Source organism: Delftia sp. DS1230, from assembly GCF_040112715.1.
Classification (GTDB): Bacteria; Pseudomonadota; Gammaproteobacteria; order Burkholderiales; family Burkholderiaceae_C; genus Comamonas; species Comamonas tsuruhatensis.
The window spans coordinates 4,993,875-5,005,600 of sequence record NZ_CP157763.1; the positions used below are offsets into that span (position 1 = coordinate 4,993,875).

Genomic DNA, 11,726 nt, shown 5'->3' on the forward strand with positions numbered 1-11,726 from the left:
TTGCAACTTGGCTGCGGTTCAGGATGTCGGCGTTCTGCGGCCGGACAGGAGGGGGAGATTCCCTCCCCTCGTCCGGCAAGGCAGCGAGTATCAGGCCGCTGCCTTGACCTTGGGCTCGACCAGGGGCACGTTGAACACGTCGTAGCCGAAGCACCAGGACGGATCTTCGTTGGTGCGCAGCCAGGTGTTGTCGTGCGAGATGCGCTGCACCTTGCTGGCGCGCTCGGCACGGTTGGCTTCGTACAGGGCGAAGGCCAGCTCATGGTTGTGCGCGCCGACTTCCTTGAGGCAGCGCGCCAGCATGGCGCCGTCCTCGATGGCCATGGCGGCGCCCTGGGCCATGTGGGGCTTCATGGGGTGGCAGGCATCGCCCAGCAGCACCAGGCGGCCACGGCTCCACAGCGGCAGCGGATCGCGCTCGAGCAGCGACCACTTGGTCACTTCCACGGTGGCGTCGATCAGTGCCTGCACGGTGGGATGCCAGCCCGAGAAGGCCTCGCGCATCTCTTCCTTGCTGCTGGGCAGCCAGCGGTCGTTGAGGTCCCACTTCTCGACGGGCACGCCGGTCACGTAGTACAGCTCGTCGGCCTTGCCGGTGACGAAGTAGGTCATCATGTGGCGGTCATCGCTCCACCACTTCACGCAGGCGTCGAAGGGCAGCATGCCGGCCTTGACCTCGGGCGTGGGGAACACGGCGCGGTGGGCCAGGTAGCCCGCGTACTTGGGCAGCTCGGGGCCCAGCAGTTCCTCGCGGATGCGGGAGTTCACGCCGTCGGCGCCGATGACGATGTCGGCCTCCTCGGTCGTGCCGTCGGCAAAGTGCATGACGACCACATTGCCGCGGTCCTCCACCTTGGTCAGGAACTTGCCGTAGGCCATCACGCTGTCGGGCAGGGCCTCGACCAGCAGCGCATGGAAGTCGCCACGGTGCACGGTCAGGTAGCTGGCACCGTATTCCTTGACGGCGTAGTCGCCCAGCGGGATCTGGGCCAGCACGTCGCCCGTCTGCCAGTGGCGGCTGTACCAGTAGTCGGGATGCGAGCCCTGCTCGTTGAGCGCGTCCTCGATGCCGATGCGGCGCAGGATCTTCATCACATTGGGCCCGACGTGGATGCCGGCTCCCAGGCGCGAGAAGCTGGGCGCCTGCTCATAGACGCGGACATTGAAGCCTTCCTGGAGCAGCAGCTTGGCAGCTGCAGCCCCGCCGAGACCGGCGCCGACAACGGCGATTCGAGGGGATTGAGACACAGTTTTCTCCTTGCAGGAATGTTGAAAGCCAGACGGGGCAACCGTTGCTTCGGCGCGTCCTTGCAGGGTGTAGAGCAGGAAGCGTGCCAGGCAACAAAACACTTAATTCAGGTGTATGCGCTTGAATTTTTCAAATCGACGCATGCACCATAGGGCGGCAGAATAAATTGAAGTTCGCCATTTTTGGTGCAATTTCTGCACCAAATCAGTACAAACCCCGAGAAAATTCTCATTTGCAAGGCGGCACGTCTTTTGCAAGAATAAAGCGTACACACTCAGTTGATTCTGATCAGAAACCCTCGAAACTTCGCAAAGGCAAGTCCATGACCAAAACGTTCCGCATCGGCCAGATCGTCCCCAGCTCCAACACCACCATGGAGACCGAGGTGCCGGCCATGCTGCAGGCCCACTCCACGCTGCGCCCGCAGGACCGCTTCACCTTCCACTCCAGCCGCATGCGCATGAAGAAGGTCCAGAAGGAGGAACTGGCCGCCATGGACGCCGAAAGCGACCGCTGCGCGCTGGAGCTGAGCGACGCGCGCGTGGACGTGCTGGGCTATGCCTGCCTGGTGGCCATCATGGCCATGGGCAAGGGCTACCACCGCGTCTCGCAGCAGCGCCTGACCGAGCGCACGGCCAGCAATGGCGCCACCGCCCCGGTGATCACCAGCGCCGGCGCGCTGGTGGAAGCGCTCAAGGTCATGGGCGCCAGGAAGATCGCCCTGGTGGCGCCCTACATGATTCCGCTGACCCAGCTGGTCATGGACTACGTGGCCGCCGAAGGCTTCGAGATCGTGGACTGGCGCGCGCTGGAGATCCCCGACAACCTGGACGTGGGCCGCCACGACCCCGCCAAGCTGCCCGGTATCGTGGCCGGCATGAACTACGCCGACGCCGACGTGATCGTGCTGTCGGCCTGCGTGCAGATGCCCTCGCTGCCGGCCGTGGCCCAGGTCGAGGCCCAGACCGGCAAGCCCGTGCTGACCGCCTCCATCGCCACCACCTATGCCATCCTCAAGGAACTGGGGCTGGACCCCGTGGTGCCGGGCGCGGGCGCGCTGCTGTCGGGCGCCTACCCCTACGACACCGGCACCAGCGCAGCCAAGGCCTGAGGAACACACGCATGACCAGCACCTCCAGCACCCCCAGCACATTCCGCTACGGCGGCAACGTCCACGCCAACGGCATCCGCCAGCACTACCTGCGCTACGGCGGCGCCGAGGGCGAACGCGCGCAGCGCGACGCCGTCATCCTGATCCCCGGCATCACCAGCCCGGCCGTGACCTGGGGCTTCGTGGCCGAGCACCTGGGCCGCCAGTTCGACACCTATGTGCTGGATGTGCGCGGGCGCGGCCTGTCGTCCTCGGGCCCGGGCCTGGACTACAGCCTCGATGCCCAGGCCGCCGACGTGGCCGCCTTCGCCCAGGCCCTGGGCCTGCAGCGCTGGGCGCTGGTCGGCCACTCCATGGGCGGGCGCATCGCCGTGCGCGCCGCGCGCAGCCAGCCGGTGGGGCTCACGCGCCTGGTCATCGTCGATCCGCCGGTCTCCGGCCCCGGCCGCCGCGCCTACCCGGCCGCCCTGCCCTGGTATGTGGACTCCATCCGCCAGGCCACGCTGGGCATGGATGCCGAGGCCATGCGCGCCTTCTGCCCCACCTGGACCGAAGAGCAGCGCCAGCTGCGCGCCCAGTGGCTGCACACCTGCCACGAGCCGGCCATCGTGCAGAGCTTCGAGGACTTCGGCCGTGACGACATCCATGCCGACCTGCCCCGCATCCAGCACCCGCTGCTGCTGGTCACGGCCGAGCGCGGCGACGTGGTGCGCAGCGAGGACGTGGCCGAGTGGCAAGGCCTGGCACCCCAGACCGAGCATGTGCGCGTGCCCAACGCCGGCCACATGATCCCCTGGGACAACGAGGCCGGCTTCTACGCTGCGCTCGGCGATTTCCTCGGCGCAAGCATATGCCCCCCCTGAGCGGCTGCGCCGCTTCCCCCAGGGGACGACACCCTCGCTGCGGGGCGGCCCTTGCTTGGTGTCTCTGGCGCAATTCACGCGCCCACCACCCATATCCCAGTCAATCAAGGAGCCGACCATGTCCGTCAGCGATATCGATCTGATCCACGCCTGGAAGCAGGTGCTCACGCTGTCCCGGCTCGAAGCCGGCCAGACCGTCACCGTGCTCACGGGCGCCGACACGCACCCGCAGACGCTGCGCTGCGCCATTGCCGCCTCCAGCGAAATGGGTGCGCGCGTCAACCGCCTGGACCTGCCGCCCGTCAATGCCGAAAAATCACTGAGCCGCGACTCGCTGGCCTACCTGGGAACCACGCCACTGACCGGCAACCCCGCCGCCATCGCCGCGCTCAAGGCCAGCGACCTGGTGCTGGACCTGATGACGCTGCTGTTCTCGCCCGAGCAGCACGAGATCCTGCAGACCGGCACCAAGATCCTGCTGGCCGTGGAGCCGCCCGAGGTGCTGTGCCGCCTGGTGCCCACCGAGGGCGACCGCGCGCGCGTGCAGGCCGCATCCAAGCTGATCGAGGCGGCCGGGCAGATGCACATCACCTCGGCCGCGGGCACCGACCTGCGCTGCCGCCTGGGCAGCTTCCCGGCCATCTGCGAATACGGCTTCGTGGACCAGCCCGGCCGCTGGGACCACTGGCCCAGCGGCTTCGTGCTGACCTGGCCCGACGAGGGCGAGAGCAACGGCCGCGTGGTGCTGGACCGGGGCGACATCCTGCTGCCCATGAAGGACTACGTGACCGAGCCCATCGAACTCGTCATCGAAAAGGGCTACGTCACGCGCATCAGCGGCGGCCTGCAGGCCGACATCCTCAAGGAGTACATGGCCTCCTACGAGGACCCCGAGGCCTATGCCGTCTCCCACATCGGCTGGGGGCTGCAGCCGCGCGCCCACTGGTCCATGCTGGCCCACTACAACAAGGAAACCCACATCGGCATGGACGCCCGCGCCTTCGAGGGCAACTTCCTTTGGTCCATGGGCCCCAACAACGAGGCCGGCGGCAGCCGCACCACGGCCTGCCACATCGACATACCCATGCGCCACTGCTCGGTGGCGCTGGACGGCAAGCCCACGGTCATCGACGGCGTGGTGCAGGACGAGGAAGGACTGGCGCGCGCCGCCAAAAGGTCCAAGCAAGGAAAGGACATCGCATGACAACCGCCACCATCAGCACGCAGAGCGTTCCCACCGAGGGCGTGCAGGGCGACATCTCTGCCTACGCACGCCAGGGCTTCGGCACGCCGCTGCCGCTCAAGGCCCCGTTCGGCCTGCTCATCATCGACTTCGTCAACGGCTTTGCCGACCCGGCCGTCTTCGGCGGCGGCAACATCCCCGAAGCCATCGCGCAGACGCAGCACCTGCTGGCCCATGCGCGCGAGCGCGGCTGGCCCGTGGCGCACAGCCGCATCGTGTTCTCGGACGACGATGCCGACCACAACATCTTCTGCCTGAAGGTGCCCGGCATGCTGACCCTGAAGGAAGACAGCCCCAACAGCGCCATCGTGCCCCAGCTGGCCCCGGCCGCTGGCGAATACGTGGTGCGCAAGAGCACGCCCTCGGCCTTCTTCGGCACCATGCTCGCACCCTGGCTGGCCCAGCGCGGCGTGCAGACCCTGCTGGTGGCCGGCTGCGTGACCAGCGGCTGCGTGCGCGCCAGCGTGGTCGATGCCATGCAGTCGGGCTTTCGCCCGCTGGTGGTGGCCGACTGCTGCGGCGACCGCGCCCTGGGCCCGCACGAGGCCAACCTGTTCGACATGGCCCAGAAGTACGCGGCCGTGATGCCGCTGAGCCAGGCCATCGTCGACACCGACGCCCTCGCCGCAGGTTGATCCCACCGCGCCAACGCGCCTATGGGGCCGGCCCTGCGCAGCCGGCCCCGGAGTGCATAACATGCACAGGGCACGCCTGAAGGCGTGCCCGCGAAGAACACCGCCCCATGAACCTGCCCCAGCCCCAAGCCCTGCACGCACAGCTGCTCACGCGCGCCGACACCCTGCTCGTGGTGCGCCAGCCCGTGGCGCCGCCGCGCCCTGCGCCCGGCCAGCCCGGCACGGCCTCCGACTATGTGCAATCCACGCCCGAGGTCTTCGTGGCCGTGCTGGCCGACGAAGCCGCGCCCCAGGGCTGGCGCGCCCTGGCCTTCAACGGCCATGTGGACCTGGGCACGGGCATACGCACGGCGCTGGCGCAGATCGTGGCGGAAGAACTCGAAGTGCCTCTGGAGCGCCTGGACATGGTGCTGGGCCACACGGCCGCCGCACCCAACCAGGGCCCGACCATTGCCAGCGCCAGCATCCAGATCTCGGCCGTGCCGCTGCGCCGCGCCGCCGCCCAGGCGCGCGAGCAACTGCTGGCACTGGCCGCGCAGCAATGGAGCGTGGCGGCAGACCGGCTCCAGGCGCGCGAAGGCCTGGTGCGCTTTGCCGATGGCAGTGATGCCCGTGAACTCGGCTATGGCGATCTGCTGCGCGGCCAGCAACTGCAGCTGACGCTGGCCCCGCCCGATCAGGAGGTGAAGCTCAAGCCCGCCAGCGAATACCGGCTGGTCGGCCGTGGCGCGGCGCGCGTGGACATCCCCGCCAAGGCCACGGGCGAGCTGAGCTTTGTCCATGATGTGCGCGTGCCCGGCATGCGCCATGGCCGCGTCATCCGCCCTCCGCACCCGGGCCGCGACGGCGGCAGCTTCATCGGCCGCTGCCTGGTGGCCGTGGAGCGCGACTCCGTGGCCCACCTGCCCGGCAACGTGCAGGTGGTCACCGAAGGCGACTTCGTCGGTGTGGTCGCCGACCGCGAGGAACAGGCCATTGCCGCCATGCGCGCGCTGCGCGTGCAATGGCAGGCCGTGCCGCCAGCGCCTGACTTATCCGATCTGGCTGCGGCGATACGAGCCAATCCCGCCCAGCACCGCTCGCTGGTGGACCAGGGCACTGTGGACGATGCCTTCGCGGGCGTCGGCACGGGTACGGCCACCGAACTGCGCCGCAGCTACGTCTGGCCCTACCAGATGCATGCCTCCATCGGCCCGTCCTGCGCCGTGGCCGATTTCAGCGAGGGCCGTCTCAAGCTCTGGGCCGGCACGCAGAACCCCCACATGCTGCGCACCGACCTGGACCGCCTGCTGCAACTGGGCGAGGACCGCATCGAGATCGTGCGCCTGGAGGCGGCCGGCTGCTACGGCCGCAACTGCGCCGACGATGTCTGCGCCGACGCCGCCCTGCTGTCCATGGCCGTGGGCGCGCCCGTGCGCGTGCAGCTCACGCGCGAGCAGGAACACCAGTGGGAGCCCAAGGGCACGGCCCAGCTCATGGACGTGAGCGCGGCCATCGATGCCCGGGGCGAACTGCTGGCCTATGACTTTGCCGTGCGCTACCCCTCCAACGACGCGCCGCTGCTGGCCCTGCTGCTCACGGGCCGCATCCCGGGCGAGCCGCGCACGCTGGAGATGGGCGACCGCACCGCCGTGCCGCCCTACCGCTATGCCAGCCAGCGCATCACCTGCCATGACATGGCGCCCATCGTGCGCTCATCCTGGCTGCGCGGCGTCTCGGCCCTGCCCAACTCCTTTGCCCACGATTGCATGATCGACGAGCTGGCCCATGCGGCCGGTGCCGACCCCGTGGACTACCGTGTTCGCCACCTCGATGACCCGCGCGCCGTCGAGCTGATCGAGGCCACGGCCCGCCACGCAGGCTGGCAGCCAAACCAGCCGGGAAGCCGGGGCCGCCCCGGCGCCGACGGCCTGCTGCACGGGCGCGGCGTGGCCTATGCGCGCTATATTCACAGCCGCTTTCCCGGCTTCGGCGCGGCCTGGGCCGCCTGGGTCATCGACATCGACGTGGACCCCGTCAGCGGCCGCATCGCCGTGCGGCGCCTGGTCGTGGGCCAGGACACGGGAATGATGGTCAACCCCGACGGCGTGCGCCACCAGATCCACGGCAACGTCATCCAGACCCTGAGCCGCAGCCTGATGGAGAAGGTCGCCTTCAACGAGCAAGGCGTGGCCAGCCGCGAATGGGGCAGCTACCCCATCATCGGCTTCCGCGACCTGCCCCCCATCGAAGTGGTGCTGATGCCACGCCAGGACGAGCCCCCCATGGGCGCAGGCGAATCAGCCTCGGTCCCCGGCCCGGCCGCGCTGGCCAATGCGCTGTTCGACGCCACCGGCCGGCGCTTCTATGCCGCGCCCTTCACGCCCGACGTGGTGCGCGCCGCACTGAATGCCGCGCCGAACGCCACGCCAGAGACTGCACAGCCCGCCTAGTCTTTCAGCGCCCCCGCATGCCGCAGGCACTGCGCACGCCAACCGGCGTCGTCCTGCAGTTGCAGCGCGGCCTGCAGCGCGCGCGTGGGCGCCACGCCCTGCTGGGCCATGAAGCCTATGGGGGTGACCAGTTCGGGCGAGCGCAGCGGCCGCGCCACCAGGCCCGGCATGTGGCGCACCGTGGCCACCATGGCGCCGGGCAGCACGGTGGTCATGCCATCCGTTCCTTGCGCCACGGCCATCACCAGGGTCAGCACGGAGTTGGTTTCCATGGCGGGCTGCACGGCCATGTCCACGGCGGCGAAGGCCTCGTCGATCACCGTGCGGTTGTGCATGTCGGGGGTGAGCAGGCACAGCGGCATGCCGGCCACTTCGCGCCAGGCGATGTCGGCGCCAAAGGCAAAGGGCCGGCCCTCGCCCTGCCCATCGCAGCACTCGCGGCACAGCAGGTAGTAGTGCTCCTCGTACTGGGGCCAGGACTGCAGGCGCGGTCCGCGCGGCGGCATGCGCGCGCTGTAGCCCAGGGCCAGGTCCAGGGACAGGTCTTCGAGCCCGCTCTCGATCTCGGCCGAGCTCATGGACAGCACCACGGGCGTGATGCCCGGATGGTGCTCGCGCAGCAGGGCCGCAAAGCGCGTGAGCATGGGCATGGCCGTGGGCACGGCCGCCATGCGCAGCTGCCCGCGCAGCGCGCCGGCGGCGGCGCTCAGTTCCTGGCGCAGGCCTTCCTCGGCCCGCAGCATGGCCAGGGCCGTGGCCAGCACCTGATCGCCCTCGGGCGTGAAGCCCGCGAACGAGCGGCCCCGGCGCACGATGACCGTGCCGAACTCCTCCTCCAGCGCGCGCAGCGCATTGGACAGCGCCGGCTGGGTGATGTGGCATGCCAGCGCCGCGCGGCCGAAATGGCGGTGCTCGTTGAGCGCCGCCAGATACCGCATCGAGGTCAGCAGGTTCATGCCGGCAGCGCCAGAAGGGTCAGGTTCCCTGGCTCACCGTGATGGTGGGGAACTTGCTCGTGAAATCGCGCGCCTTGAGCGCCACCTTCACGGCCAGGTCGCGCGCCACCTTCTTGTAGATCTGCGCGGCCTCGCTGTCGGGCTCGGCCACCACGGTGGGCTTGCCGCTGTCGGCCTGCAGGCGGATCTGCAGCGACAGGGGCAGGGCGCCCAGGTAGTCGATGCCGTACTCGGCCGCCATCTGCTTGCCGCCCTCGGCGCCGAAGATGTGCTCCACATGGCCGCAGTTGGTGCAGACGTGGGCTGCCATGTTCTCGACCAGGCCCAGGATGGGCACGCCCACCTTCTCGAACATCTTCACGCCCTTCTTGGCGTCGATCAGGGCGATGTCCTGGGGCGTGGTGACGACCACGGCGCCCGTCATGGGCACGCGCTGGGCCAGCGTCAGCTGGATGTCGCCGGTGCCGGGCGGCATGTCCACCAGCAGGTAGTCCAGATCCTTCCAGTTGGTCTGGCGCAGCATCTGCTCCAGCGCCTGCGTGGCCATGGGGCCGCGCCAGATCATGGCCTGGTCGTTGTTGACCAGGAAGCCGATGGACATGACCTGCACGCCATGGCTTTCCATGGGCTCCATGGTCTTGCCGTCGGGGCTTTCGGGGCGGCCGGAGATGCCCATCATCATGGGCTGGCTGGGGCCGTAGATGTCGGCGTCCAGGATGCCCACGCGCGCGCCCTCGGCGGCCAGCGCCAGCGCCAGGTTGGCCGTGGTCGTGCTCTTGCCCACGCCGCCCTTGCCGGACGAGATGGCGATGATGTTCTTGACGCCCGGCAGCAGCTGCACGCCGCGCTGCACCGCATGCGCGGCGACCTTGGACGTGATGTTGACCGAGACATTGCCCACGCCCTCGACGGTCTTGGCCGCCGCGACGAACTGGCCGCGCAGCGCCGGCACCAGGCTTTGCGCCGGATAGCCCATCTCCACGTCGAAGGCCACGTCGGCCCCCGTGACCTGCAGGTTGCGCAGGGCGCGGGTGCTCACATAGTCCTTGCCGGTGTGGGGGTCGAGCACGCTGGAGAGCGCGGCCAAGAGCGCTTGTTCTGTGACTGCCATTGCTTTGATTACTCCTAGAGCCGGATAGTCTATCCAAGGCCCCAAGCCCTCGCCCGCGCGAGACAATGCAGGCCCCGCTGGCTTTGTTCCCATTTCTCCCGCCTTTTTCCGCGAAAGATCCGCCCCGTGAAATTCAAGATGGCCCACAACTCCCTGTTCGCGATCCTGCTGCGCTCGCGCTGGTGGATCAGCATCGCGCTGGCCGCGCTGGTGACCCTGGTGTCCACGGCGCTGCTGCCCAAGGACATCGCGCCGTTCGCCGCCATCACCGCCCTGCCCTTCTTCGGCATAGGCTGCGTTGCCGCCTGGCGCCAGCTGCGCGCGCCCAGCCCCGCCAAGGTGGAGCAGGCCCTGGAGATCGCCGCCCAGCAAAGCTGGCGCGAGTTCGCCGATCGGCTCGATCGCGCCTGGCAGGCCGAGGGCTACACCGTCACCCGCCTGTCCGACAAGGACGGCGCCGACTTCGTGCTGGAACGCGAAGGCCGCACCACCGTGGCCAGCGCCAGGCGCTGGAAGGCCGGCGTGCACGGCATGGAGCCGCTGCGCGCCCTGCTGGCCGCAGGCCAGGCGCGCGATGCGGCCACGGTCTGCTACCTGTCGCTGCAGCCGCCGGCCGAGAATGCAGCCGCCTGGGCCAAGCAGCAGGGCATCGCCCTGATCTCCGGCAAGGACCTGGGCTCCCTGCTGGCCAAGGCCTGATCCCTTCGGGGTCATCCCCTGATCTGATGACGGCCGGCGCGCGGCACACTCCAGGCATGCCCGATGCCGCGCCCTCACCCGACTCCAGCCTCCCTCCCCCCAGCACCGGACTGCTGCTCAGCGGCGGCGGCGCCCGCGCCGCCTACCAGGCCGGCGTGCTGGAGGCCATTGCCGAGATACGCCGCGCCTGCGGCCAGCAGCATGGCCCCAATCCCTTCCCCATCCTGGTCGGCACTTCTGCCGGCGCCATCAACGCGGCCGCCCTGGCCTGCGGCAGCGACCATTTCGACCGGGCCGTGCGCCGCATGTCGCGCATCTGGCGCAACCTGCGGCCCGAGGACATCTACCTGTCCGACTCGCTGAGCGTGCTGCGCAGCGGCGCGCGCTGGCTGACCCTGCTGTCCCTGGGCTGGGCCCTGGCGCGCTGGGGCCGCATGCGCCCGCGCTCGCTGCTGGACAACCAGCCACTGGGCCGGCTGCTGTCGTGTGGCCTGGTTCCGCTGGAACGCCTGCCGCAATTGATCGCGGACGGCCACCTGCGTGCGCTGGCGGTCTCGGCCTCCAGCTACACCACCAGCGAGCATGTGACCTTCTGCCAGGCGCAGGACCAGCTCCAGCCCTGGGTGCGCAACCAGCGCAAGGCCGCCGCCGCCCAGATCACGCACGCGCACCTGCTGGCCTCCTCGGCCATTCCCTTCATCTTTCCGGCCACGCCGCTGCCGCTGGACGGCGCCACCGAATACTTCGGCGACGGCTCCATGCGCCAGACCGCGCCGCTGGCGCCCGCCATCCACCTGGGCGCAGAGCGCATCCTCGTCGTGGGCGCGGGCCGGCGCACCGAGCCGCCGGCCAGGCCGCCGCCGGAAGGCGCAAGCTACCCGTCGCTGGCCCACATCGCGGGCCACACGCTGTCGAGCATCTTCCTGGACGCCCTGTCCCTGGATGTGGAGCGCGCCGAGCGCATCAACCAGACCCTGGCCCTGATCCCGCCCGCCGACCGCGAACGCAGCCGGCTGCGCCCGCTGCAGTTGCTGGTCATCTCGCCCTCCGAGCGCATAGACGCCATCGCCGCGCGCCACGTGGGCCAGCTGCCGCTGCCCATGCGCACCCTGCTGGGCGCCCTGGGCGTGCGCCAGGACGCCAGCGACCCGCGCGGCGCCGCCCTGGCCAGCTACCTGCTGTTCGAGCGCAGCTTCACCCGCGAACTCATGGCCCTGGGCCGGCGCGACGCGCTGGCGCGGCGCAGCGATATCGAGCAGTTCCTGGGCTGGCAGCGCCCGCTGGTCGCCAACTGACGCCTGCAGCCAACAGGCCTGGCGCAGCGAAGGCCCTCAACAACTCCCCGTATGTCCGCCTGCACGGAAAAGCCATCGCCGCCCCACAACCGCCCAGCCCTTCTAGAATGTCAGGTTCCCCCGAGAAAGCCG

General features: G+C 69.5%; 10 protein-coding genes. 7 read left to right on the forward strand and 3 right to left on the reverse strand.

What is annotated here, in order from left to right; genetic code table 11:
* Positions 1-90: 90 nt before the first annotated feature.
* Complete coding sequence (locus AAN986_RS22500) at positions 91-1,248, reverse strand: FAD-dependent monooxygenase (RefSeq protein WP_016449030.1); 1,158 nt, start codon at positions 1,246-1,248, stop codon at positions 91-93.
* Between the two features lie 323 nt (positions 1,249-1,571).
* Between AAN986_RS22500 and AAN986_RS22505 the strand changes: the two genes are divergently transcribed.
* The 5 genes from AAN986_RS22505 (at position 1,572) to AAN986_RS22525 (ending at position 7,533) form a co-directional block, all read left to right on the forward strand.
* Positions 1,572-2,360, forward strand: coding sequence for an Asp/Glu racemase (locus AAN986_RS22505; protein WP_047217950.1), 789 nt, complete (start codon positions 1,572-1,574; stop codon positions 2,358-2,360).
* An 11-nt stretch (positions 2,361-2,371) separates the two neighbouring features.
* On the forward strand, positions 2,372-3,223 hold the full coding sequence (locus AAN986_RS22510) for an alpha/beta hydrolase (RefSeq protein WP_047217951.1): 852 nt from the start codon (positions 2,372-2,374) through the stop codon (positions 3,221-3,223).
* A 118-nt stretch (positions 3,224-3,341) separates the two neighbouring features.
* The gene (locus AAN986_RS22515; protein WP_012203775.1) at positions 3,342-4,427 is read left to right on the forward strand and encodes a hypothetical protein; all 1,086 of its coding nucleotides are present in this window, start codon (positions 3,342-3,344) and stop codon (positions 4,425-4,427) included.
* Positions 4,424-5,101 (forward strand): N-carbamoylsarcosine amidohydrolase, encoded by a 678-nt coding sequence (locus AAN986_RS22520; RefSeq protein WP_047217952.1) that lies wholly within the window; start codon positions 4,424-4,426, stop codon positions 5,099-5,101. The genes AAN986_RS22515 and AAN986_RS22520 overlap by 4 nt, the downstream gene beginning before the upstream one ends.
* Before the next feature lie 107 nt (positions 5,102-5,208).
* Positions 5,209-7,533 (forward strand): molybdopterin cofactor-binding domain-containing protein, encoded by a 2,325-nt coding sequence (locus AAN986_RS22525; protein WP_047217953.1) that lies wholly within the window; start codon positions 5,209-5,211, stop codon positions 7,531-7,533.
* Here the strand turns inward: AAN986_RS22525 and AAN986_RS22530 are convergent.
* Together AAN986_RS22530 and apbC are read right to left on the reverse strand one after the other, a co-directional pair.
* The gene (locus tag AAN986_RS22530; RefSeq protein ID WP_047217954.1) at positions 7,530-8,489 is read right to left on the reverse strand and encodes a LysR substrate-binding domain-containing protein; all 960 of its coding nucleotides are present in this window, start codon (positions 8,487-8,489) and stop codon (positions 7,530-7,532) included. The genes AAN986_RS22525 and AAN986_RS22530 overlap by 4 nt on opposite strands.
* 19 nt (positions 8,490-8,508) lie before the next feature.
* Positions 8,509-9,600: an iron-sulfur cluster carrier protein ApbC gene (gene apbC, locus AAN986_RS22535; protein ID WP_012203771.1), complete on the reverse strand. Its 1,092-nt coding sequence runs from the start codon at positions 9,598-9,600 to the stop codon at positions 8,509-8,511.
* Positions 9,601-9,738: 138 nt separating this feature from the next.
* Here apbC and AAN986_RS22540 point away from each other — a divergent pair, with 138 nt between their 5' ends.
* Positions 9,739-10,299, forward strand: a complete 561-nt coding sequence (locus AAN986_RS22540) for a restriction endonuclease (protein WP_016449037.1) — start codon at positions 9,739-9,741, stop codon at positions 10,297-10,299.
* Between the two features lie 56 nt (positions 10,300-10,355).
* The gene (locus AAN986_RS22545; protein WP_047217990.1) at positions 10,356-11,594 is read left to right on the forward strand and encodes a patatin-like phospholipase family protein; all 1,239 of its coding nucleotides are present in this window, start codon (positions 10,356-10,358) and stop codon (positions 11,592-11,594) included.
* Positions 11,595-11,726: the final 132 nt, after the last annotated feature.

Excerpts from the sequence above, each read along its gene's own strand:
- AAN986_RS22505 (WP_047217950.1), top strand. The coding sequence starts at position 1,572 with ATGACCAAAACGTTCCGCATCGGCCAGATCGTCCCCAGCTCCAACACC.
- AAN986_RS22510 (WP_047217951.1), top strand. The coding sequence starts at position 2,372 with ATGACCAGCACCTCCAGCACCCCCAGCACATTCCGCTACGGCGGCAAC.
- AAN986_RS22515 (WP_012203775.1), top strand. The coding sequence starts at position 3,342 with ATGTCCGTCAGCGATATCGATCTGATCCACGCCTGGAAGCAGGTGCTC.
- AAN986_RS22520 (WP_047217952.1), top strand. The coding sequence starts at position 4,424 with ATGACAACCGCCACCATCAGCACGCAGAGCGTTCCCACCGAGGGCGTG.
- AAN986_RS22525 (WP_047217953.1), top strand. The coding sequence starts at position 5,209 with ATGAACCTGCCCCAGCCCCAAGCCCTGCACGCACAGCTGCTCACGCGC.
- AAN986_RS22530 (WP_047217954.1), bottom strand. The coding sequence starts at position 8,489 with ATGAACCTGCTGACCTCGATGCGGTATCTGGCGGCGCTCAACGAGCAC.
- apbC (WP_012203771.1), bottom strand. The coding sequence starts at position 9,600 with ATGGCAGTCACAGAACAAGCGCTCTTGGCCGCGCTCTCCAGCGTGCTC.
- AAN986_RS22540 (WP_016449037.1), top strand. The coding sequence starts at position 9,739 with ATGGCCCACAACTCCCTGTTCGCGATCCTGCTGCGCTCGCGCTGGTGG.
- AAN986_RS22545 (WP_047217990.1), top strand. The coding sequence starts at position 10,356 with ATGCCCGATGCCGCGCCCTCACCCGACTCCAGCCTCCCTCCCCCCAGC.